Consider the following 21281-nt stretch of genomic DNA (forward strand, 5'->3'; position numbering starts at 1 on the left):
CGGGCATAACCATCAAAAAGTTTGATGACAGCTGCCATGCGCTCCCACAGGACACTGTGATCATTTTGGATCAAACGGATACGGCTGCTGCCACTTCTCGAAGACCGGCTTCAACTCTCCGCTCTTGACCAGCTCCGCCATGCGCCGGTCATACAGCGCCATCAACGCGCGAGCCTGTGGGGTATCGGCGAAACCGAGAAACAGCGGCAACTCAGCCAGATGCGAATAGCGATACTGCGCTGGATCCGCGGCATCGCGCACGACCGCTTCAATCTCGGTCAGCGCATCGATGTAGTAATCCGCCCGGCCCTGCTTGAGCATCAGCAGAATGCCGGTACGTCGTTCGATCTGGTTGAAACGCTGGATGTTCGGCAAGTAGTTCTCGTAGCGATAGCCGCGCACCCAGGCCAGACGATATTTGCCCAAGGTCGCCTGGGTCGGCGGCGGGCTGCTCGCCAGGCCCAGCGCGTAGATGTGATCAGAATCGAACTTCGATTGCGGGTACAGCACGTGCTCGGCTTCGTCGCGGTAGGAGCCGACCAGCGCGTCGACTTCCTTCAACTGCACCAGCCCGATCGAACGGGTGTACGGCACCGTGCGGATATCCAGCTTGACCCCGGCCGGCTCGAACACTTTGCGCAACACGTCCCAGGCCAGACCGTGACCATCGGCGGCGGTGTAATCCTCCCAGTCTTCGCTGGCCAGATGGATCACCCCAGGCACAGGCGCGGCGGCCTGCGCATGGGCGAACGTGCCCAGCAGAGCCAGAAGCAGCAGCGCCAACCCGCGTCGCAGCATTGCGTGTTTCCTCACGTGAGTCGAATCAGGCGAATACCCAGACCAGCCCTTGCATCGCCAGCCAGGCGAACACACCGGCCAGCACGTCGTCGAGCATGATGCCGACGCCGCCATGCACATGCTTGTCGATCCAGCGGATCGGCCACGGCTTGAGAATATCGAAGAAGCGGAACACCAGAAAACCCGCGAGCAACCAGTACCAGCCTTCCGGCACCAGCCACAGGGTGATCCACATGCCGACCATTTCGTCCCAGACGATGCCTTCGTGGTCGTGCACGCGCAAATCGTCAGCGACTTTGCCGCACAGCCAGAAGCCGAACAGCATGGTGATGCCGAGCATCAGCCAGTAACCCCAGTCGGGCAGCATCTGCCACAGCGGAATGAACGGCAGCGCCACCAGCGAGCCCCACGTGCCCGGCGCTTTTGGCAAGGTGCCGGAGCCGAAGCCGAACGCGAGGAAATGCCACGGATTGCGCCAGACCGAGGGAGGCACGAATTCGGCAGGGACCTGTTTCGGGTGATCTGTCACGGTGTCTCCTGAAAATGTTGGTAGCCGCGAATCTGCGGAGTGATGTCGTGCCCGTCGCGGTCCAGCAGCAGCACGCCCTGGCCCGGCAGCACTCGCCCGATCACATGGATCGGCCAGCCGTCGGCCAACAGTGCCGGCAACTCGGCGGACGGCAAGGTGAAGGCCAGTACGTAATCATCACCACCGCTCAATGCCGCGCGCTCGGCACCGCGCTGACCGAGAAACGCGACTAAAGCATCCGACAACGGTACACGCTCGCGTTCAATCTCAAGTCGCACCTTCGACGCCAGCGCGATATGCCCGCAATCGGCGAGCAGGCCATCGGAGATGTCCAGCGCCGCCGTAGCCTTGCCGCGCAGCGCCTGACCGAGGGCCAGTTGCGGCTGCGGCGACCAGTAATGCTCGAGCAGCGGCTGGGCGATATGCGCTTCGGCATCACGTTGGGCCAATACCAGCGGCAAGGCGCCGGCGGCATTGCCCAGTTCGCCGCCGACGCAGAGCAGATCACCGGCCTGCGCACCGCTGCGGGTCAAGGCCTGGCCAGCGGGTACGCGGCCGAACACGGTGACCGTCAGGCTCAACGGTCCGCGCGTGGTATCGCCGCCGACCAGCGCGACGCCGCAGCTTTGCGCCATGCGGTTCAAACCCCGGGCATAGGCTTGCAGCCAATCGGCAGTCACCGTCGGCAAGGTCAGGGCAAGGGTAAAGGCAACGGGCGCGGCGCCCATGGCGGCCAGGTCACTGACCGCGACGGCCAGCGAGCGCTGACCGAGCAGAAACGGATCGCAGGGGTCGGCGAAATGCACACCGGCCACCAGCGTATCGGTAGAAACCGCCAACTGTTCCCCAGCGGGAACCGCCAGCAAGGCGCAGTCGTCGCCGATCCCCAGAGCAACGCCTTCGCCGCCCTGCGCACAAGGCGCGGCGGCGAAGAAATTGCGGATCAGCTCAAACTCGCCCATGGCCGAGAAAAAGTATTCAAGCGCCGATCAGCGCTTGAACGCCTTCACTTCAGCTTCACGCAGGCGCGGGGCCAGCTTGTCGAGCACGCCGTTGACGAACTTGTGGCCGTCGGTCGAACCGAACACCTTGGCCAGCTCGATACCTTCGTTGATCACAACGCGGTATGGCACGTCGACGCGCTTGAGCAGTTCCCAGGTCGACAGGCGCAGAACCGCCAGTTCAACCGGGTCGAGCTCTTCGATCGCCAGATCCAGGCAAGGCGTCAAGGCAGTGTCGATTTCGGTCTTGAACTGCGGAACCCCGTGAAGGATTTCACGGAAGTAGGCACCGTCGACATCGGTGAAATCGTTATCAACGCGAAACTGCGCTTCGATCTCGTTCAGCGATTGCCGAGCCATGTGCCACTGGTACAGCGCCTGGGTCGCGAGCTGACGGGCTTCGCGACGCTTGGCGCTCTTCGACGGCTTGCCGGCATCCGCAGGTTTCGGATCGCGTGGGTTGAAACGATCGCTTTCGTCGCTAATCACTTGGCCTCCAACTGCGCCAGCAGGCTGACCATTTCCAGAGCGGACAGGGCAGCTTCGGCACCTTTGTTACCGGCCTTGGTGCCGGAACGTTCGATGGCTTGCTCGATGGAGTCGACGGTCAGCACGCCGAAGGCGACCGGTACGCCGAATTCCATGGAGACCTGGGCCAGGCCTTTGGTGCACTCGCCAGCCACGTATTCGAAGTGCGGAGTACCGCCACGAATGACCGCGCCAAGGGCGATGATGGCTGCGAACTCGCCTTTCTGGGCAACTTTCTGCGCAACCAGCGGGATTTCGAAGGCGCCCGGTGCGCGGATGATGGTGATGTCGCTTTCGCTCACGCCGTGGCGAACCAGGGCATCAACGGCACCGCTGACCAAGCTTTCAACCACGAAGCTGTTGAAGCGGCCCACTACCAGAGCGTAGCGGCCTTTGGGGGCGATGAAGGTACCTTCGATGGTCTTCAGGGTCATTCGTCAGTTCTCTTAAAGAGCCGGGACGCGTCTGCTACGCGTCCCTCAGTGATTATTTGCCGCGAATCGGAGTCCGGAAACAGCCGGTCATTATTCGGAGGGCACGTATTCTACAACTTCCAGATCGAAACCGGATATCGCATTGAATTTCATTGGTGCCGACATCAAGCGCATTTTGCGCACGCCGAGGTCACGCAGGATCTGCGAACCGGCACCGACAATGCTGTAGGTGGTCGGTTTTTTCGGCGCTGCCTGCTCACCGGTTTCACGGATATGCGCCAGCAGCACGTCGCCATCGAGCGGGTGACCGAGCAGCAGCACCACACCGCTGCCAGCCTCGGCGACCGCAGCCATGGCGGCGCGCAGGCTCCAGCGGCCCGGTTGCTTGACCATCAGCAGATCGCGCAGCGGGTCCATGTTGTGCACGCGAACCAGCGTCGGTTCTTCAGCGCAGACAGTGCCCAGCGTCAGGGCCATGTGCACGTCGCCTTCCACCGAATCACGATAGGTCACCAGGTTGAATTGGCCCAGTTCGCTGTCCAGCGGCTGCTCGGCAATCCGCTGAACGGTACGTTCGTGGATCATCCGGTAGTGGATCAGGTCGGCGATGGTGCCGATCTTGATGTTGTGTTCGGCGGCGAATGCTTCGAGTTCAGCGCGACGGGACATGGTGCCGTCGTCGTTCATCACTTCGCAGATCACTCCGCTCGGCTCGAAACCGGCCATGCGCGCCAGGTCGCAAGCGGCTTCGGTGTGGCCGGCGCGAGCGAGGGTGCCGCCGGCCTGGGCCATCAGCGGGAAAATGTGGCCCGGGCTGACGATATCTTCAGCCTTGGCGTCTTTGGCGGCAGCCGCTTGCACGGTGCGCGCACGGTCAGCGGCGGAGATGCCGGTGGTCACGCCTTCGGCAGCTTCGATCGAAACGGTGAACTTGGTGCCGAAACCGGAACCGTTGCGCGGCGCCATCAGTGGCAGCTTCAACAGTTCGCAGCGCTCGCGGCTCATCGGCATGCAGATCAGGCCACGGGCGTGCTTGGCCATGAAGTTGATGTGTTCGGCCTGGCAGCATTCGGCGGCCATGATCAGGTCGCCTTCGTTCTCGCGGTCTTCGTCATCCATGAGGATGACCATCTTGCCTTGGCGGATGTCTTCAACCAGTTCTTCGATGCTATTGAGCGCCACAAGGCACCCCCTTCTTTTGAATTATTTGAGGTAGCCGTTTTGGGCCAGAAAGCTTTCGGTGATGGTGCTGCCGGCGGTCTTCTCGGCGGCCTTGTCGCCCAGCAGCAGACGCTCCAGATAACGCGCCAGCAGGTCGACTTCCAGATTCACCCGGCGGCCCGGCTTGTATGAAGCCATGATGGTTTCGCTGAGGGTGTGCGGAATGATCGTCAGCATGAATTCGGCGCCATCGACTTCGTTCACGGTCAGGCTGGTGCCGTCGACGGTGATCGAGCCTTTGTGGGCGATGTACTTGGCCAGTTCCTTCGGCGCGCGGATGCGAAATTCCACGGCGCGGGCATTGTCGCTGCGCGAGACCACTTCACCGACGCCATCGACATGACCGCTGACCAGATGCCCGCCGAGGCGAGTGGTCGGGGTCAGGGCTTTTTCCAGATTGACCGGGCTGCCGCTTTTCAGGTCATTCATGGCGGTGCAATCGAGGGTTTCGCGGCTGACGTCGGCGGCAAAGCCGTCGCCCGGCAACTCGACGGCGGTCAGGCAAACGCCGTTGACCGCGATGCTGTCGCCGAGTTTGACGTCACTCAGATCGAGCTTGCCGGTTGCGACGTGCACCCGCACATCACCGCCCTTTGGGGTCAGTGCGCGGATACTGCCGATGGATTCGATGATGCCGGTGAACATGGGGTTCTCCTTGAGAACGAGGCCAGCGCTAACGCAATGGCCGGGAATTATACGCGGGCTGAAGGGACAGGGATCGCAGTGACCCGCCAGTCATCGCCCACCGCTCGGATTTCAGTGATTTTCAGTTCCGGCGCATCTTTCATCTGCGCCAGCGGCCAGTCGAGCAGCGGACGCGCCGTGGAGCCGAGGAATTTGCCGGCAATGAAGATTACGAATTCGTCGACCAGCCCCAGTTGCGCAAAGGCGCCGGCCAGACGCGGCCCGGCCTCGACCAGCACCTCGTTGGTGCCACGGCTGGCCAGTTCGATGAGCAATTGATGCAGATCGACCTGGCCGTCGTCACCCGGCACGATCAGGCATTCCGGGCCATTGGCATATTGCTCCTCGACCGCGACACAGGTGGCGACCAGCGCCGGCCCGGCCTTGAAGAACGGCGCATCCAGCGGCACCCGCAGGCGGCCGTCGATCAACACGCGCAATGGCGGGCGACTCATGGCCAGCGCGGTTTGCTCACTGTCCAGACCGAGTTCGTCCGCGCGCACGGTCAAGCGTGCGCCATCGGCCAGCACCGTGTCGGCGCCGGTCAGCACTACTGCCGCCTCAGCGCGCAAACGCTGTACCGCTGAACGCGCCGCCGGGCCGGTGATCCATTGGCTCTCGCCGCTTTCCGTCGCTGTGCGACCGTCGAGGCTCATGGCCAGCTTGACCCGCACGAATGGCAAGCCATGCTCCATGCGTTTCAGAAAACCTTGATTGAGCTTGCGTGCTTCGCCCTCCAGCACACCACTTTCAGTGGCGATACCGGCCTCGGCCAGGCGCTGCAAACCGCGCCCGGCGACTTGCGGATTGGGATCACGCATCGCCGCCACGACCCGGGCAACGCCAGCGGTCACCAAGGCATCGGCACACGGCGGCGTGCGCCCGTGGTGGCTGCAAGGTTCGAGGGTCACATAAGCCGTTGCGCCCCGGGCCTGCTCGCCAGCGGCGCGCAGGGCGTGGACTTCGGCATGGGGTTCGCCGGCGCGCTCATGCCAGCCTTCGCCGACAATCTGGCCGTCACGCACCACCACGCAACCGACTCGCGGATTGGGATGGGTGGTGTAGTGGCCTTTGCGCGCCAGTTCCAGCGCGCGGGCCATGAAATGCGCGTCGAGGATCGCCTGCTCGGCGGCGGTGGTCATTCTTTCACCGGTTCGCGGGCGAGGCGGTCGATCTCTTCGCGGAATTCATTGAGGTCCTGGAAGCGCTTGTACACCGAGGCAAAACGGATATAGGCGACTTCATCAAGCTTTTGCAGCTCGGCCATCACCAGCTCGCCGACCACGAGGGATTTGACCTCGCGTTCGCCGGTGGCGCGCAGCTTGTGCTTGATATGGACCAGAGAGGATTCGAGGCGCTCGACGCTGACCGGACGTTTCTCCAGCGCGCGTTGCATGCCGGCGCGGAGTTTTTCTTCGTCGAACGGTTGGCGGCTGCCGTCGGTTTTGATCAGGCGCGGCAACACCAGTTCGGCCGTCTCGAACGTCGTGAAACGTTCGCCGCAGGCCAGGCATTCACGCCGGCGGCGCACCTGTTCGCCCTCGGCGACCAGACGCGAGTCGATGACCTTGGTGTCGTTGGCACCGCAGAAGGGACAGTGCATGGTGGCTGGCAACAAAAAATGGGAGGGCCATGGTAGCGCATCCCCGTGGCAAGACAAGCCATAGGCTTTGCGGTATACAGAACGGCATGATCGTCTGATCCATGGAATTCATTCTGCCGGAGCCTCCAATGCCGTTACGTCCGCTTGTTCTGCTCAGTCTTTTCAGCCTGCTGGTGGCCTGTGGCAGCGACGCACCCAAGCCGCAACCGCCGACGCCGGGCCCCGCGCCGCAACAGGCGCAGAAAAAAGCCAAAGAGGCCGCCGAACTCGGCCCGCTGCCAGCCCATCAGCGCGAATTGAGCGGCACCCTGCAAGGCGTGCCAACCGGCGCCGAAGTCGAATTGGCGCTGCTGGTGATTGATGAAAAGGACCGCCCGCAACAATTGCTCGCCAGTTCCAGCCTGATCGGCAACAACCAGATCCTGCCGTTTCATCTGCGCTTCAACCCCGAGGCATTTCCGGCCGGCGCACGGGTTGAGCTGCGCGGTCGCGCCAGCCAGTCCGGGCAACTGATTCTGCACCTGCCGTCGCAGACCATCACTCAACCGACCACTCAGGCTTTGGGCCAGCTGCAATTCGTCAAAGCGCCATGACAGCACCGCTCGACCTGCAACAGGCCTTGGGGGAATTGCTCGGCGACGCCAGACTGAAAGCCTGTGCGTTGCCGGGCACTGATTTGCAGCTGTGGCTGATCGACGGCGACAACATGGCCCGCGAATTCAGCCAGGAAGAAACCCAGCGCATCCTGCATGAACCGCCGTATTGGAGTTTTTGCTGGGCCAGCGGCTTGGCCGTGGCGCGTTATCTGGCACAGTTTCCCGACTGGGTGCGCGGCAAGCGCGTGCTGGATTTCGGCGCCGGCTCCGGGATCGCCGGCATCGCGGCGGTGAAGGCCGGGGCGCTGGAAGTGGTGGCCTGCGATCTCGATCCGTTGGCGATCGCCGCGTGCAAGGCGAACGCCGAGCTCAACGATGTGCAGATGAGCTACTCGACGCATTTCTTTGCCGAGGCCGATCGCTTCGATCTGATTCTGGTGGCGGACGTGTTGTATGACCGGGCCAACCTGCCGCTGCTCGACGCGTTTCTCACTCGCGGCCGCGAGGCGCTGGTGGCGGATTCACGGGTGCGGGATTTTCGTCATCCGTTGTATGAGCGAATTGAAATGCTCGAGGCGATGACCTTGCCGGATCTGGCCGAGCCTGAGGAATTCAGACATGTCAGCCTCTACCATGCGCGGCGCTAGCTAAAAGCATCGCGGGCAAGCCCGCTCCCACAGGGTCTGAAGTCGTCCGCAGATTTTGTGTAATACCCAAAACACTGTGGGAGCGGGCTTGCCCGCGATAGCGTCCTTCCAGGCGACACATATCTCAAAACCCGCCCCGCTTCCGGCCCCCCCCCACCAAGCCGTATAGTTGCCCCATTCCAAGCTTCTTCGACGAGATCCCCCATGAGTCAGCAAACGCCGTACATCTTCGACGCCACGACTGCCGATTTCGACCAGTCGGTGATCGAAGCCTCCTTCAACAAACCGGTGCTGGTGGATTTCTGGGCCGAATGGTGTGCGCCGTGCAAGGCGTTGATGCCGATGCTGCAGGGCATTGCCGAGAGCTATCAGGGCGAGTTGCTGCTGGCCAAGGTCAACTGCGACATCGAGCAGGACATCGTCGCCCGCTTCGGCATTCGCAGCCTGCCGACCGTGGTGCTGTTCAAGGACGGTCAGCCGGTCGACGGCTTTGCCGGGGCACAACCGGAATCCGCCGTGCGCGCGCTGCTGGAACCGCATGTGCAGATGCCGCCACCGGCCGCTGCCGACCCGTTCGAACAGGCTCAGGCGATGTTCGACGAAGGCCACTTCGCCGAGGCGGAAGCGGTGCTGGTGACCATTCTCAATGAAGACAATACCAACGCCAAAGCGCTGATCCTTTACGCACGCTGCCTGACCGAGCGCGGTGAGCTGGGCGAAGCGCAAACCGTGCTCGACGCGGTCAAGAGCGATGAGCACAAAGCCGCACTCGCCGGGGCCAAGGCGCAGATCCAGTTCCTCGGCCTCGCCCGCGACCTGCCGGACGCCGCCGACCTGAAAAGCCGCCTGGCGCAAAATCCACAGGACGATGAAGCGGTGTACCAACTGGCGATCCAGCAACTGGCGCGCCAGCAATACGAAGCGGCGCTGGACGCCTTGCTCAAACTGTTCATCCGCAACCGCAGCTACGGCGAAGGCTTGCCGCACAAGACCTTGCTGCAGGTGTTCGAGCTGCTGGGCAATGATCATCCGTTGGTGACGGCTTACCGTCGCAAAGTGTTTGCGGCGCTGTATTAAGGCCTCACCTGATCCAGCTATAGAGCGGCGTATCCCCGCCGCTCGCCACTTTCACATCGGCACTGTGGCGCAAACGCACGAGCAAACGCTTGCCCGCTACCGCACTGCCGGTGAGCGCCTCCAACTGATCGAGCAGATCCGGCCCGCTAAGTTGCCCGGCGTTGCGCAACAAGTCTTTGGCCACCTGCCACAGCGCATCATCCTGATTCACCGGCTTCGCCGCCGGGGCCGACGCCACTGCCTCAGACTGCGCAATCGGCGCCTGCCCGCTCAGCGCCGAACCGAGCCTCGCCCAATCGCTGTCATCCAGCTCCACCGTCAAATCCACCGGCACCTCGCCGACCGTTCCGCGTATCCGCAACATCAAGTTCGCTCCTGCATTTTTCTGACCTGCATGCTCCCATGGGACTTGTGCAACGCCAAGCGACGTTGTCCAGTGTGGCGGTTATCGAGCATTCATCTACAGTGTCCTTTTTCTCACAGCACCCTGTAATGAAACGAAGTTACTACGCCCTATTGATGACCCCACTCTTGCTCATCGTGGCATGGCGCATCTGGTTGCCTGCCGATCTTTCGGCTTGTCCCGCTGACGGGGAAACTGCAGGTCCACTGACCCTTGTTATTCGTGATTACTTTGAGCGCAATAGCCGGACCGACTGGCGAGACATGGATGATCGTTTCGACATACTTTCAACCCCCGAAGGCCAGAGCATAGCGAGTCAACCGAATTCACACACTTGCGAAGCATTGCGGGTACTCCAGAGTCCGGCGTTCAGTCAGAGTGAAAAAATCTTCACCATGGCACTTATGTTCAGACTGCCAATCGACCAGTACATGGCCCTGATGGATCGCAGTCATCAACTCTACACGCAGGGCAAAATGGATAAGGAGGTGCTGACTCTGGTGGTATTTCCGCGCGGAACAGCCATCAACTACTGGTGGCTTCCGGCTTGGCGACAGCGTTTCAGTCGCGATGCGCCGAGCGTGCTCGACGCAAATCTGATCAACGATGTTCTTTCGGGACACTATTGGTTCGACTATCCCGGCGCAGGCTTCTGATTCTGCAAGCATGACATCCAATCCCAGCACCGCCCGCGAACTCATCCCGGGCAGTGCTTAGCCATGTCTTGCGCAATCTCAAGCGCACGGGCACACTCTGCGGACTTTCGTTATAAGATTACATAACAAACTTTTCATTTTTCTCGGAGTCCGTCATGCGTCGTCTGTTGCTCGCTTTGCCGTTTGCCCTGTTGCCGCTGGCCGCTGCCCATGCGGTTGATGAGCACGATCATGATCATGAGCACGGCAGCCTCGGCGCTCACGAACATGGTGTGGGTCGCCTGAACGCCGCGCTCGATGGTCAGACCCTGGAGCTGGAGCTGGAAAGCCCGGCGATGAATCTGGTCGGTTTTGAACACGCCGCCACGTCGGATGCCGACAAGGCCAAAGTCGCTGCCGCTCGGGCGCAACTGGAAAAACCATTGGCTCTGTTCAGCCTGCCCGCTGCGGCCGGCTGCAAGGTGGTCAGTCAGGAACTGGAAAGCCCGCTGTTCGGCGACAAACCGGACGCCGACAATCACGACGAAGATGAAGCGGACAAGGACGGTCACGAGCATCACCACGACCACAGCGAAATCCATGCGCATTACCAATTCAGCTGCTCCACACCGGGGGCACTGACCACGCTGAACCTGACGAACATCTTCAAGACCTTCCCGGCGACGCAGAAGATTCAGGTACAACTGATCAGCGCGACCGGCCAGCAAGGTACCGAAGTGACGGCCAAGTCAGCTGCGCTGAAATTCTAGGATCCACCGAAATCCCCTGTGGGAGCGAGCCTGCTCGCGAAGGCGGCGTGTCAGTTGACATGTGGGTATCTGACCCAGCGCTTTCGCGAGCAGGCTCGCTCCCACAGGGTTATGTGTTCACTTCATGAAAATCGGTGCCATGACCCAAGCACTCATCGAACTTTCCGACCTTGGCTTCAACTGGCCCGGTCACCCGCCGCTGCTGGACATCCCGGCGTTTCGTCTGGAAGCCGGCGAAACCCTGTTTCTCAAAGGCCCCAGCGGCAGCGGCAAGACCACCCTGCTCGGCCTGCTCGGAGGGGTGCAGAAGCCCGGTCGCGGCAGCATTCGCCTGCTCGGCCAGGAGCTGACCGAGCTCTCTGCCGGCAAGCGCGATACGTTTCGCGTCGATCACACCGGTTACATTTTCCAGCAATTCAACCTGCTGCCGTTTCTCTCGGTGCGCGAGAACGTTGAGTTGCCGTGTCACTTCTCGAAACTGCGTGCGCAACGGGCGAAACAGCGCCACGGCAGCGTCGATCAGGCCGCCGCCACCCTGCTCGCGCACTTGGGTCTGAAGGACGAAAGCCTGCTCAGTCGCCGCGCCGACTCCTTGTCCATCGGCCAGCAACAACGGGTCGCTGCCGCCCGCGCGTTGATCGGCCAACCGGAGTTGGTGATCGCCGACGAACCGACCTCGGCACTGGATTACGACGCCCGCGAGAACTTCATTCGCCTGCTGTTTGCCGAGTGCCGCGAGGCCGGATCGAGTCTGTTGTTCGTCAGCCACGACCAGAGCCTGGCGCCGCTGTTCGACCGTCATCTGTCCCTGGCCGAACTCAATCGCGCCGCCACGTCCGCCGAGGTCTGAGATGTATCTGTTTCGTCTGGCCATGGCCAGCCTGGCCAACCGCCGCTTCACCGCACTGCTCACCGCTTTCGCCATTGCTCTTTCGGTGTGCCTGCTGCTCGCTGTCGAGCGCGTGCGCACCGAAGCCAAGGCCAGTTTCGCCAGTACCATCAGCGGCACTGACCTGATCGTCGGTGCTCGTTCGGGGTCGGTAAACCTGCTGCTGTATTCGGTGTTCCGCATCGGCAACGCTACCAACAACATCCGTTGGGACAGCTTTGAACACTTCGCCAACAACCCGAAAGTGAAGTGGGCAATCCCCATGTCCCTCGGCGACTCCCATCGCGGCTATCGCGTGATGGGCACCACCGAAGCCTACTTCGAGCACTACCAGTACGGGCGCCAGCAACACCTGGCGCTGGCCGACGGTCGCGCGTTTGCCACCGATCCTTTCGAAGTGGTGCTCGGTGCCGAAGTCGCCGAAGCGCTGCGCTACAAGCTCGGCGACAAACTGGTACTGGCCCACGGCGTGGCGGCGATCAGCCTGGTCAAGCACGACGACAAACCCTTCACCGTGGTCGGCATTCTCCAGCGTACCGGCACCCCGGTGGACCGCACGCTGCACATCAGCCTCGGCGGCATGGAGGCGATCCACATCGACTGGCACAACGGTGTGCCGGCGCGCGGCAACGGGCGGATCAGCGCTGATCAGGCGCGCAACATGGACCTGACCCCGCAAGCGATCACCGCGTTCATGCTCGGCCTCAACAGCAAGATTTCCACCTTTGCCTTGCAGCGCGAGATCAACGAGTACCGTGGCGAACCGATGCTGGCGATCCTGCCGGGCGTGGCCTTGCAGGAATTGTGGAGCCTGATGAGCACGGCCGAGAAAGCCTTGTTCGTGGTCTCGCTGTTCGTTGTGCTGACCGGGCTGATCGGCATGCTCACGGCGATTCTCACCAGCCTCAACGAACGTCGCCGCGAGATGGCGATTCTGCGTTCGGTGGGCGCGCGGCCGTGGCACATCGCAAGTCTGCTGGTGCTGGAAGCTTTCGCCCTGGCGCTGACCGGGGTGATTGCCGGGCTGGCGTTGCTGTACATCGGCATCGCCGCTGCGCAAGGGTACGTGCAGGCCAATTACGGTTTGTATCTGCCGCTGGCATGGCCGAGCGAGTATGAATGGACGCTGCTCGGTGGCATTCTGGCGGCCGCGCTGCTGATGGGCAGCGTGCCGGCCTGGCGCGCGTATCGCCAATCATTGGCCGATGGCCTGTCGATCCGTTTATGAGGATGTTCACCATGCCCCGCGCCCTGCTTGCGCTGCTGATGCTGGTCGCCCTGCCCGTGTGGGCAGCGGCGCCGAAAGACCTGACCTGGTCGGAAATGATCCCGCCGGACGCCGCGCCGGAAGTGCCGAACATGACCCCGCTGCACGACCTGTCGAAGATGGGCGACGCACTCTCTGCCGAGTCCGCGCCGGCGGCCAAGCAGGACATGCCCAACGCACCGGTAGTGAAGAGCCTCGACGGGCAGAACATTCGCCTGCCCGGTTACATCGTGCCGCTGGAAGTCAGCGAAGAGGGGCGCACCACGGACTTTTTGCTGGTGCCGTATTTCGGCGCCTGCATCCACGTACCGCCACCGCCGTCGAACCAGATCGTCCATGTGAAAAGCGAACTGGGCGTGAAGCTTGATGAGCTGTATCAGCCGTACTGGGTTGAAGGACCGTTGCAGGTGAAAGCCTCGAGCAGTGAGCTGGCCGATGCCGGGTATCAGATGGAGGCGGAGAAGATTTATGCGTATGAACTGCCGGAGTAATTCCCGGTAGTTTTGTATTGGCTGGTCTATCGTCTTCGCGAGCAGGCTCGCTCCCACAGGTGATCACATTCCAAGGTGGGAGCGAGCCTGCTCGCGAATAGGACTTCAAAGGTTTCACAGAAACCCAGCCCCTTCACTGTTTCATTGAGCTGAGTCAAAACACCGTATCAGACGGCTTCGTACCCTAGGACATCGAATTTTTATGTCCTTTCGGAGCCCCCATGAACAAGTCCTTGCTCAGCGCCCCGCTGTTTGCCCTCGCGCTCGCAGCCCCGCTCGCCCACGCCCACGAAGCCGGTGACATCCTCGTGCGCGCCGGTGCGATCACCGTCAACCCGAAGGCCGACAGCTCCAGCGTCAAGGTCGACCAGGGTCCGCTGAGCGGCACCAATCTGGGCGGCAAGGCGACCATGAGCAGCGACACCCAACTGGGCCTGAACTTCGCCTACATGCTCACCAACAACATCGGTATCGAACTGCTGGCAGCCACGCCGTTCGAGCATGACGTCAAGCTCAAGGGCACCGCCCTGCCCGCCGCCAACGGCAAGCTCGGCACGTTGAAGCACCTGCCGCCGACCCTCAGCGTGGTCTACTACCCGCTGGATTCGAAATCGGCCTTCCAGCCGTATGTGGGTGGTGGCATCAACTACACCTGGATCTACGACGAACACGTCGGCAGCGAAGCCAGCGCCAACGGCTTCAGCAACTTCAAGGCGAAAAACTCCTGGGGCCTGGCCTGGCAGGTCGGCGCCGACTACATGATCACCGACAACATCATGCTCAACGCCCAGGTGCGCTACATCGATATCGACACCCGCGCGACCGTCGAGAACAACGCCGTCGCCCCCGGCACCCGCGCGCGGGTAAATGTGGACGTCGATCCGTTCATCTACATGGTCGGTCTGGGCTATAAGTTCTAAGTCGATTTTTTACTGAACGTTCACGTGGTGGTGAATGAGGCTTGGTGGCGGGCAGGCACAGACCTGACGAAGACCGTACGCAGTCGATCGGGGGATAACATCCCCTCGCCACAGGGATAGCAATATTCCGGCCGTGAAAAAGGCGCCTGTTGAAAAAGGCGCCTTTTTCATTTGGTGCTGAGTCATGTGGGGCGTTGGAGGCCCGGGCCCCTCACCCCAGCCCTCTCCCGGGGGAGAGGGAGCCGATTTGTGTGTTGTTCAAAACCTGAGTTCGACTGGGTATCGCAAGTCGGCGTACTTCTCACAAACACCTCAGTCAGTTCCCTCTCCCCTGGGAGAGGGCTAGGGTGAGGGGCTTCTCAGGAGCGCCCCAGCAAGCGCGCCAAGCCCACACTCATCGGCGTCTGCGGCGGCATTTCGAAGCGCTGCTGCAAGCGTCGGTTATCGGCTCGCGAATGGCGGATATCACCTGAACGCGCCGGCCCGTAGCTCACGGGCGGCAGTTCACCGACCACTGATTTTAATGCTTCGAGCATCTGCTTCAGGCTCATCGCCTGATTCCAGCCGACATTGACCGCACCTTCCTGCACTTCAGGCTTTTCCAGCGCCTGCACCAGCAAGTCGACCAGATCACCGACATAGAGGAAATCGCGAGTCTGCTCGCCATCGCCAAACACTGTGATCGGCAAACCCTTCGAGGCGCGCTCGCTGAAAATGCTGATCACCCCGGAATACGGCGAGGACGGATCCTGGCGGGGGCCGAAGATGTTGAAGAAGCGAAAAATTGCCGGTTCCAGGCCATGCTGGCGACGGTAGAAATCGAAGTACTGCTCACCGGCCAGTTTGTCCGAGGCATAGGGTGTCAGCGGCGCTTTTGGCGTGTCTTCATCAATCGACTCGCCCTCGCCATTGTTGCCGTACACCGCCGCGCTGGAGGCGTACACCACACGTTTGACCCCGGCCAGGCGCATGGCTTCGCAGACATTCAGGGTGCCGATGAAATTGCTCTGGTGGGTTTTCACCGGATCGTCCACCGAGGCCTGCACCGAAGCCACGGCCGCCAGATGCGCGACAGCGTTGCAACCTTGCATGGCGCGGGCGACCAAAGCGGCATCGGCGACATCGCCGACCACCAGTTCGACCTTGGGATTGTCCAGCGGCAGGTTGCTGCGCTTGCCGGTCGACAAATCGTCGAGCACGCGTACCGCATAGCCCTTGGCGAGCAAGGCGTCGGTCAGGTGCGAGCCGATGAATCCTGCTCCGCCGGTGATTAGAACCGTTGCTTCAGCCATGTCGGTAAAACCTGTCCAGTAGACCCGGGAGCGCGGCACGCCAGGCGCGCGGCTTGATCCCGAAAGTGTGGAGAATTTTCTTGCAGGCCAGCACCGCGTGTTGCGGTTCTTCGGCGGCGTCCGGGCGCGCGGCGTGGGCCTGCGCGGTCGGTGCTTCGATCGCCAGCGGATGCAGGCTGCGTGCTTCGGTGAGAATCGCCTGGCCCAGCGCCAGCGGTGTGGTCGCTTCGTGGCCGGCGTAATGGTAAGTGCCCCACAGCGGCGCGGCGCAGTCGAGTTGCTTGAGCACGGAGATGATCACTCGCGCGGCGTCATCGACCGGAGTCGGATTGCCGCGCCGATCATCGGCCAGCAGCAACTCTTCGGGTTGTTCCGCACGGGCGAGGAAGCGCCCGAGCGTGCCGTCCGGGCTGTCGTCGAGCAGCCAGCCGAAACGCAGCAGTACATGTTGCGGGCAGGTCGCGCGCACGCTTTGCTCGATGCGCCACAAGGCCTGACCGCGCAGGCCCAGCGGCACCGGTTCGTCTTTTTCGCTGTAGGCCGTGGCCCGCGAGCCGTCGAACACGCGATAGCTCGACGGCTGCACGAGGACAATGTTGTGGTGCTGGCACAGTTCGGCCAGACGCTCGATGGCGCGTTCCTGACCGCTCATGCGGCTTTCGCTGACGCTCTCGGCCTGGAACCAGTCGAAATAGTAGGCGAGGTTGATCAACGCATCGGGACGGGTGTCGTCGAGCAATTGGGTGAGGCTCGCGGCATCCCAGCCGTTTTCGGGCGGGCGGGGGGCGAGGAAACCGATGTCTTCTTCCGCACCGAGGCGAATCAGCGCCTGCCCAAGGGCATTTCCGCCGCCCAGTAACATAAGGCGCATTCGCATAGAGTCAGCAGGCCCAGTCTGATTGGAACGATGGCTTTGGCGACGGTTCTCGTGGAACCGTCGTCGATAATTGCCGGAATCGTTGCATTTTGCGGGTTTAGTGCGCAACCGTCATCCGTAAAGTGTAGATGCGGGGATTAGTATTGAGGCAACCGGCCTCATCGCTGGCAAGCCAGCTCCCACAGTTTTGTGCCAGGCATGAATCCTGTGGGAGTTGGCTTGCCGACGATAAGGGCCTGACTGTCGCTGAAGATCCCCAGTGGTACTTGCATCTTCCCGCCCCCGCCCGCATAACTTCAGTCATGAATCTGCCCCTCCCCGCCAACAGTGCGCTGGCCGGTTTCCACCCCGCCGTCAGCGCCTGGTTCAACAAGACTTTCCCGGCGGTCACCGCCGCTCAGGCCCGTGCGTGGCCGTTGATCCGCCAGCGCCGGTCGACGCTGATCGCCGCGCCCACTGGCTCGGGCAAAACCCTGACCGCGTTCCTCGTCGTGCTTGATGAGCTTGTCCATCGAGGTCTGGAACAGCCCGATGGTCTGCCCGCCGAAACCCTGGTGGTCTATGTCTCACCGCTGAAGGCACTGTCCAACGACATTCAGATCAACCTGCAGAATCCGCTCGCTGGCATTACCGCGCAATTGCGCGAAATGGGCCTGCCGGAGCTGACCATCACTGCCGCCGTACGAACCGGCGACACGCCGCAGAAAGACCGCGCCGCCATGCGCAAGAGCGCGCCGCACATTCTGGTCACCACCCCGGAATCGCTGTACGTGCTGCTCGGCTCAGAATCCGGGCGCAGGATGCTCGGCACCACGCGCACGGTGATCATTGACGAAATCCACGCCATGGCCGCCGGCAAGCGCGGCAGTCATCTGTCCTTGAGCCTCGAGCGTTTGCAAGCACTCTGCGCCGAACCGCTGACCCGCATCGGCCTGTCCGCCACGCAGAAGCCGGTAGAAGCCGTGGCGCAATTCCTGGTCGGTCACGATCGCCCCTGCGAAATCGTCGACATAGGCCACGCCCGTCCACGAGACCTCGGCATCGAAGTGCCGCCGGTGCCGCTGTCGGCAGTAATGGCCAACGATGTCTGGGAACTGGTGTACGAGCGCCTCGCCAAACTCGCCCGCGAGCACCGCACCACGCTGATTTTCGTCAACACCCGACGCCTTGCCGAGCGCCTCAGCCGGCATCTGAGCGAACGCCTCGGCAAGCAGGCCGTGGCGGCGCACCATGGCAGCCTGGCCAAGGAGTTTCGCCTCGACGCCGAACAACGGCTCAAGCGCGGCGAGCTGCAGGTGCTGATCGCCACGGCATCACTTGAACTGGGCATCGATATCGGTGAAGTCGACCTGGTCTGCCAGATCAGTTCGCCGCGTTCGATTGCTGCGTTTCTGCAACGGGTCGGTCGCTCCGGACACCAGGTCGGCGGCACGCCCAAGGGGCGTTTGTTCGCCACCACCCGCGACGATCTGATCGAATGCGCCGCCCTGCTCGACTGCGTGCGTCGGGGCGAGCTCGATACGCTGCACATTCCGGAAAAACCGCTGGACGTGCTGGCGCAGCAGATCATTGCCGAGGTCAGTTGCCAGGAATGGTCGGAGGACGCATTGCTGGCGATGTTCCGCCGAGCCTGGCCGTATCGCGACCTCGATGAAAAACACTATCAGGCCCTGCTGAGCATGCTCGCCGAGGGTTACAACGGCCGCCAAGGCATCCGCAGCGCCTACCTGCACCGCGATGCCGTCAGTCGCACCTTGCGTGGCCGGCGTGGCGCGCAACTGACCGCCGTGACCAGTGGCGGCACCATCCCGGACAACGCCGACTACAGCGTGCTGCTCGAACCCCAGGGTTTGAACATCGGCAGCGTCAACGAAGACTTCGCCGTGGAAAGTATCGCCGGCGACGTGTTCCAGCTCGGCAATACCTCGTACCGCATCCTGCGGGTGGAAAGCGGCAAAGTGCGCGTCGAGGATGCGCAGGGCATGCCGCCGACCATTCCGTTCTGGCTCGGCGAAGCGCCGGGGCGCAGTGATGAACTGTCGGCGGCCGTCGCGCGCCTGCAAGCGCAGCTGGACGAATTGCTCAGCGCCAGCCCCGGTAATCTGCAACCGGCGCTCGACTGGCTGACCACCATACTCGGCCTCAACCTCGCCAGCGCCGAGCAACTGGTCGAATATCTGGCGCGCGCGCGGCAAACCCTCGGCGCCCTGCCCTCGCAGGACACGCTGTTGATGGAGCGGTTTTTCGACGAGTCCGGCGGCACCCAATTGATCATTCACACGCCGTTCGGCAGCCGCATCAACCGCGCCTGGGGGTTGGCGCTGCGCAAGCGTTTCTGCCGCACCTTCAACTTCGAATTGCAGGCCGCCGCCAGCGAAGACGCGATCGTGCTGTCGCTGTCCACCAGCCACAGCTTCGAGCTCGACGAAGTCTGGCGTTACCTGCACAGCAACAGCGCTGAACACACGCTCATTCAAGCCGTGCTTGATGCTCCGTTATTCGGCGTGCGCTGGCGCTGGAATGCCGGGGTGGCGCTGGCGTTGCCGCGCTTCACCGGCGGGCGCAAAGTCGCTCCGCAGCTGCAACGGATGAAGAGCGAAGACCTCATCGCCAGCGTCTTCCCCGACCAGATCGCCTGCCTGGAAAACCTCGCCGGCGAGCGTGAAGTCCCCGAACATCCGCTGGTGGAACAGACCCTCGACGATTGCCTGCACGAAGCGATGGACAGCGAAGGCTGGCTGACCCTGCTGCGGCGCATGGAGCGTGGCGAGGTGCGCCTGATCGCCCGTGATCTGCCTGCTCCGTCACCACTGGCGGCAGAAATCCTCAGCGCCCGGCCGTACACGTTTCTCGACGACGCGCCGCTGGAGGAACGCCGCACGCAAGCGGTGATCAATCGACGCTGGAGCGATCCGCAGTCGACCGATGATCTCGGCGCGCTGGACGCCGATGCGATCACCGCAGTGCGCGAAGAAGCCTGGCCGTCGCCCAACTCCCTGGATGAGATGCACGAAGCGCTGATGAGCCTCGCCTGCATAAGCGACACCGAAGCGCGCGCCAACGCGGGTTGGCCGGACTGGCTGCAAACGCTGATGGCCAGCGGGCGCGCCTGCCGGTTGCAGATCGACGCCGAGCATCAGTTATGGCTGGCCCGCGAACGCTTGAGTTGCCTGCAAGCACTTTATCCACAGGCGACGTTGCTGACTGAGGCGGTGGCGCTGCCCGGATTCGACGATACGTGGGCATTCGATGAGGCGCTGGTCGAAGTGATCCGCGCCCGCCTCGGCGCCTTTGGGCCACTCCCGTTGCCCGCCATTGCCGAGCCGCTCGCGCTGCCAGCCGCGCAAGTCAATCAGGCCCTCGCGCAACTGGAACGCGAAGGCTATGTGTTGCGCGGCCAGTTCACGCCGAACAGCGCGATTGAAGAATGGTGCGAACGCCATCTGCTGGCGCGCATCCATCGCTACACGGTCAAGCGCCTGCGTCGGGAAATCGAACCGGTGGCATTGCAGGACTTCATGCGTTTTCTGTTCGACTGGCAGCATCTGACGCCGGCCACCCAAGGTCAGGGCAGTGCGGTGCTGCCGGCGATTGTCGGCCAGTTCGAAGGCTACCCGGCGGCAGCTTCGGCGTGGGACAGCGACATCCTGCCGGCGCGCCTCAAGGACTATTCGCCGAGCTGGCTGGACGAACTGTGCCGCAACGGCAAACTGGTGTGGACGCGCATCAATGCGCGGCAGAAGGTCAGCGGCTCGGCATTGCGCAGTACACCGATTGTGCTGCTGCCGCGTAGCCAGGTGGGTTTGTGGAGTGCATTGGCGGAACGAACGCCAGTGAGCGAGTTATCGCCGAAAACACAGAAAGTCTTTGAGGCGCTGAGTCAGCATGGCGCGCTGTTTTTCGATGAGTTGATTCATGAAGCGCGCCTGCTGCGCAGCGAACTGGAAATCGCCCTGCAGGAACTGGTCGCCGCAGGTTTGGTGAACGCCGACAGCTTCGCCGGCTTGCGTGCGCTAATCACTCCTGCAAGCAAGCGCCAGCAGCGCAGCAGTCGACGCGGACGCGGGGCGTTTATCGGCGGCATGGACGATGCCGGGCGCTGGGCATTACTGCGCCGGGGTTCGTCAGCCGATGCCGCCGAGACACTCGAACACGTCGCCATGACCCTGCTGCGCCGCTACGGCGTGGTGTTCTGGCGTCTGCTGGAACGCGAAGCGGACTGGTTGCCGAGCTGGCGGGAATTGCTGCGCACCTTTCATCGTCTGGAGGCGCGGGGCGAGATTCGTGGCGGGCGGTTTGTCAGTGGTCTGGCTGGCGAGCAGTTTGCCTTGCCCGAAGCCATTCCCTTGCTGCGCGAAGTACGCCGACGCCCGCAGGACGGCAGCCTGGTGGCGGTGTGTGGGGTTGATCCGCTGAATCTGGCCGGGACGTTGTTGCCCGGGGTGAAAGTGCCGGCGCTGGTGAGCAATCGGCTGGTGTATCGCGATGGCGTGCCGGTGGCGGCGGTGATTGCCGGCAAGCAGCAGGTTTGGGTAGAGCTGGATCCGATAGCCATGGGACAACTGCATGCCAAGCTGATCCGGCATTGAGAGTGTTCGCACCGGCGTCTTCGCGAGCAG

At 62.5% G+C, this 21281-nt stretch carries 22 protein-coding genes; 10 read left to right on the top strand and 12 right to left on the bottom strand.

Features of this window, described 5'->3' with window-relative positions:
* Nucleotides 1–60: 60 nt before the first annotated feature.
* From ACYSTU_RS21815 to nrdR, 9 genes are all read right to left on the bottom strand, one after another.
* Nucleotides 61–798: a substrate-binding periplasmic protein gene (locus ACYSTU_RS21815; protein ID WP_024014486.1), complete on the bottom strand. Its 738-nt coding sequence runs from the start codon at nucleotides 796–798 to the stop codon at nucleotides 61–63.
* Between the two features lie 25 nt (nucleotides 799–823).
* Complete coding sequence (locus tag ACYSTU_RS21820; RefSeq protein WP_039761886.1) at nucleotides 824–1327, bottom strand: phosphatidylglycerophosphatase A family protein; 504 nt, start codon at nucleotides 1325–1327, stop codon at nucleotides 824–826.
* The gene (gene thiL, locus ACYSTU_RS21825) at nucleotides 1324–2289 is read right to left on the bottom strand and encodes a thiamine-phosphate kinase (RefSeq protein WP_110646078.1); all 966 of its coding nucleotides are present in this window, start codon (nucleotides 2287–2289) and stop codon (nucleotides 1324–1326) included. Before thiL ends, ACYSTU_RS21820 begins: the two co-directional genes overlap by 4 nt.
* A gap of 27 nt (nucleotides 2290–2316) precedes the next feature.
* Nucleotides 2317–2817 carry a transcription antitermination factor NusB gene (nusB, locus tag ACYSTU_RS21830; protein ID WP_024014489.1) on the bottom strand — a complete coding sequence of 167 codons (501 nt, stop codon included), beginning with the start codon at nucleotides 2815–2817 and terminating at the stop codon, nucleotides 2317–2319.
* Nucleotides 2814–3290, bottom strand: coding sequence for a 6,7-dimethyl-8-ribityllumazine synthase (ribH, locus tag ACYSTU_RS21835; protein ID WP_003228649.1), 477 nt, complete (start codon nucleotides 3288–3290; stop codon nucleotides 2814–2816). The genes nusB and ribH overlap by 4 nt, the downstream gene beginning before the upstream one ends.
* A 90-nt stretch (nucleotides 3291–3380) precedes the next feature.
* Nucleotides 3381–4472 carry a bifunctional 3,4-dihydroxy-2-butanone-4-phosphate synthase/GTP cyclohydrolase II gene (gene ribBA, locus ACYSTU_RS21840; protein WP_039761895.1) on the bottom strand — a complete coding sequence of 364 codons (1092 nt, stop codon included), beginning with the start codon at nucleotides 4470–4472 and terminating at the stop codon, nucleotides 3381–3383.
* Between the two features lie 21 nt (nucleotides 4473–4493).
* A complete protein-coding gene (locus ACYSTU_RS21845; RefSeq protein WP_016772981.1) occupies nucleotides 4494–5156 on the bottom strand; it encodes a riboflavin synthase in 663 nt (220 codons plus the stop codon).
* 47 nt (nucleotides 5157–5203) lie between these two features.
* Nucleotides 5204–6337 (bottom strand): bifunctional diaminohydroxyphosphoribosylaminopyrimidine deaminase/5-amino-6-(5-phosphoribosylamino)uracil reductase RibD, encoded by a 1134-nt coding sequence (gene ribD, locus ACYSTU_RS21850; RefSeq protein ID WP_499001556.1) that lies wholly within the window; start codon nucleotides 6335–6337, stop codon nucleotides 5204–5206.
* Nucleotides 6334–6798 carry a transcriptional regulator NrdR gene (gene nrdR, locus ACYSTU_RS21855; protein WP_007910946.1) on the bottom strand — a complete coding sequence of 155 codons (465 nt, stop codon included), beginning with the start codon at nucleotides 6796–6798 and terminating at the stop codon, nucleotides 6334–6336. The genes ribD and nrdR overlap by 4 nt, the downstream gene beginning before the upstream one ends.
* 128 nt (nucleotides 6799–6926) lie before the next feature.
* Between nrdR and ACYSTU_RS21860 the strand changes: the two genes are divergently transcribed.
* From ACYSTU_RS21860 to trxA, 3 genes are all read left to right on the top strand, one after another.
* Nucleotides 6927–7391 carry a YbaY family lipoprotein gene (locus ACYSTU_RS21860; RefSeq protein WP_071173724.1) on the top strand — a complete coding sequence of 155 codons (465 nt, stop codon included), beginning with the start codon at nucleotides 6927–6929 and terminating at the stop codon, nucleotides 7389–7391.
* The gene (locus ACYSTU_RS21865; protein WP_499001560.1) at nucleotides 7388–8041 is read left to right on the top strand and encodes a class I SAM-dependent methyltransferase; all 654 of its coding nucleotides are present in this window, start codon (nucleotides 7388–7390) and stop codon (nucleotides 8039–8041) included. Before ACYSTU_RS21860 ends, ACYSTU_RS21865 begins: the two co-directional genes overlap by 4 nt.
* Nucleotides 8042–8245: 204 nt before the next feature.
* Complete coding sequence (gene trxA, locus ACYSTU_RS21870; protein ID WP_016772977.1) at nucleotides 8246–9118, top strand: thioredoxin; 873 nt, start codon at nucleotides 8246–8248, stop codon at nucleotides 9116–9118.
* A 4-nt stretch (nucleotides 9119–9122) separates the two neighbouring features.
* Here the strand turns inward: trxA and ACYSTU_RS21875 are convergent, their stop codons facing one another.
* Nucleotides 9123–9482 (bottom strand): hypothetical protein, encoded by a 360-nt coding sequence (locus ACYSTU_RS21875; protein WP_499001563.1) that lies wholly within the window; start codon nucleotides 9480–9482, stop codon nucleotides 9123–9125.
* A gap of 128 nt (nucleotides 9483–9610) precedes the next feature.
* On the opposite strand from ACYSTU_RS21875, the gene ACYSTU_RS21880 reads away from it, so the two are divergent.
* From ACYSTU_RS21880 to ACYSTU_RS21905, 6 genes are all read left to right on the top strand, one after another.
* A complete protein-coding gene (locus ACYSTU_RS21880) occupies nucleotides 9611–10177 on the top strand; it encodes a hypothetical protein (RefSeq protein ID WP_071173727.1) in 567 nt (188 codons plus the stop codon).
* Nucleotides 10178–10332: 155 nt separating this feature from the next.
* Nucleotides 10333–10926 (top strand): DUF2796 domain-containing protein, encoded by a 594-nt coding sequence (locus ACYSTU_RS21885; RefSeq protein ID WP_499001566.1) that lies wholly within the window; start codon nucleotides 10333–10335, stop codon nucleotides 10924–10926.
* Between the two features lie 139 nt (nucleotides 10927–11065).
* The gene (locus ACYSTU_RS21890; RefSeq protein WP_038861205.1) at nucleotides 11066–11776 is read left to right on the top strand and encodes an ABC transporter ATP-binding protein; all 711 of its coding nucleotides are present in this window, start codon (nucleotides 11066–11068) and stop codon (nucleotides 11774–11776) included.
* Between the two features lies 1 nt (nucleotide 11777).
* Nucleotides 11778–13043, top strand: coding sequence for an ABC transporter permease (locus ACYSTU_RS21895; RefSeq protein WP_499001570.1), 1266 nt, complete (start codon nucleotides 11778–11780; stop codon nucleotides 13041–13043).
* A gap of 11 nt (nucleotides 13044–13054) precedes the next feature.
* Nucleotides 13055–13573 carry a DUF3299 domain-containing protein gene (locus tag ACYSTU_RS21900; protein ID WP_024014502.1) on the top strand — a complete coding sequence of 173 codons (519 nt, stop codon included), beginning with the start codon at nucleotides 13055–13057 and terminating at the stop codon, nucleotides 13571–13573.
* A gap of 221 nt (nucleotides 13574–13794) precedes the next feature.
* Nucleotides 13795–14493 carry an OmpW/AlkL family protein gene (locus ACYSTU_RS21905; protein WP_024014503.1) on the top strand — a complete coding sequence of 233 codons (699 nt, stop codon included), beginning with the start codon at nucleotides 13795–13797 and terminating at the stop codon, nucleotides 14491–14493.
* Between the two features lie 359 nt (nucleotides 14494–14852).
* Here ACYSTU_RS21905 and ACYSTU_RS21910 read toward each other — a convergent pair whose 3' ends face one another.
* On the bottom strand, nucleotides 14853–15785 hold the full coding sequence (locus tag ACYSTU_RS21910) for an NAD-dependent epimerase/dehydratase family protein (protein WP_499001573.1): 933 nt from the start codon (nucleotides 15783–15785) through the stop codon (nucleotides 14853–14855).
* Nucleotides 15778–16662: a sugar nucleotide-binding protein gene (locus ACYSTU_RS21915; RefSeq protein ID WP_038860943.1), complete on the bottom strand. Its 885-nt coding sequence runs from the start codon at nucleotides 16660–16662 to the stop codon at nucleotides 15778–15780. The genes ACYSTU_RS21910 and ACYSTU_RS21915 overlap by 8 nt, the downstream gene beginning before the upstream one ends.
* A 302-nt stretch (nucleotides 16663–16964) precedes the next feature.
* Between ACYSTU_RS21915 and ACYSTU_RS21920 the strand changes: the two genes are divergently transcribed.
* Entirely contained in the window at nucleotides 16965–21251 is a 4287-nt protein-coding gene (locus ACYSTU_RS21920) for a DEAD/DEAH box helicase (RefSeq protein ID WP_499001576.1), read from the top strand.
* Nucleotides 21252–21281: the final 30 nt, after the last annotated feature.

The sequence above is a fragment of the Pseudomonas glycinis genome, from assembly GCF_054871425.1.

Bases quoted from the DNA above. Each gene is read 5' to 3' on its own strand.
- ACYSTU_RS21920 (WP_499001576.1), top strand. From the start codon at position 16,965: ATGAATCTGCCCCTCCCCGCCAACAGTGCGCTGGCCGGTTTCCACCCC.
- ACYSTU_RS21910 (WP_499001573.1), bottom strand. From the start codon at position 15,785: ATGGCTGAAGCAACGGTTCTAATCACCGGCGGAGCAGGATTCATCGGC.
- ACYSTU_RS21900 (WP_024014502.1), top strand. From the start codon at position 13,055: ATGCCCCGCGCCCTGCTTGCGCTGCTGATGCTGGTCGCCCTGCCCGTG.
- ACYSTU_RS21890 (WP_038861205.1), top strand. From the start codon at position 11,066: ATGACCCAAGCACTCATCGAACTTTCCGACCTTGGCTTCAACTGGCCC.
- ACYSTU_RS21865 (WP_499001560.1), top strand. From the start codon at position 7,388: ATGACAGCACCGCTCGACCTGCAACAGGCCTTGGGGGAATTGCTCGGC.
- ribH (WP_003228649.1), bottom strand. From the start codon at position 3,290: ATGACCCTGAAGACCATCGAAGGTACCTTCATCGCCCCCAAAGGCCGC.
- ACYSTU_RS21880 (WP_071173727.1), top strand. From the start codon at position 9,611: ATGAAACGAAGTTACTACGCCCTATTGATGACCCCACTCTTGCTCATC.
- ACYSTU_RS21895 (WP_499001570.1), top strand. From the start codon at position 11,778: ATGTATCTGTTTCGTCTGGCCATGGCCAGCCTGGCCAACCGCCGCTTC.
- ACYSTU_RS21915 (WP_038860943.1), bottom strand. From the start codon at position 16,662: ATGCGAATGCGCCTTATGTTACTGGGCGGCGGAAATGCCCTTGGGCAG.
- ACYSTU_RS21845 (WP_016772981.1), bottom strand. From the start codon at position 5,156: ATGTTCACCGGCATCATCGAATCCATCGGCAGTATCCGCGCACTGACC.
- ACYSTU_RS21885 (WP_499001566.1), top strand. From the start codon at position 10,333: ATGCGTCGTCTGTTGCTCGCTTTGCCGTTTGCCCTGTTGCCGCTGGCC.
- thiL (WP_110646078.1), bottom strand. From the start codon at position 2,289: ATGGGCGAGTTTGAGCTGATCCGCAATTTCTTCGCCGCCGCGCCTTGT.
- nrdR (WP_007910946.1), bottom strand. From the start codon at position 6,798: ATGCACTGTCCCTTCTGCGGTGCCAACGACACCAAGGTCATCGACTCG.
- ACYSTU_RS21815 (WP_024014486.1), bottom strand. From the start codon at position 798: ATGCTGCGACGCGGGTTGGCGCTGCTGCTTCTGGCTCTGCTGGGCACG.
- ribD (WP_499001556.1), bottom strand. From the start codon at position 6,337: ATGACCACCGCCGCCGAGCAGGCGATCCTCGACGCGCATTTCATGGCC.
- ACYSTU_RS21875 (WP_499001563.1), bottom strand. From the start codon at position 9,482: ATGTTGCGGATACGCGGAACGGTCGGCGAGGTGCCGGTGGATTTGACG.
- ACYSTU_RS21905 (WP_024014503.1), top strand. From the start codon at position 13,795: ATGAACAAGTCCTTGCTCAGCGCCCCGCTGTTTGCCCTCGCGCTCGCA.
- ACYSTU_RS21860 (WP_071173724.1), top strand. From the start codon at position 6,927: ATGCCGTTACGTCCGCTTGTTCTGCTCAGTCTTTTCAGCCTGCTGGTG.
- trxA (WP_016772977.1), top strand. From the start codon at position 8,246: ATGAGTCAGCAAACGCCGTACATCTTCGACGCCACGACTGCCGATTTC.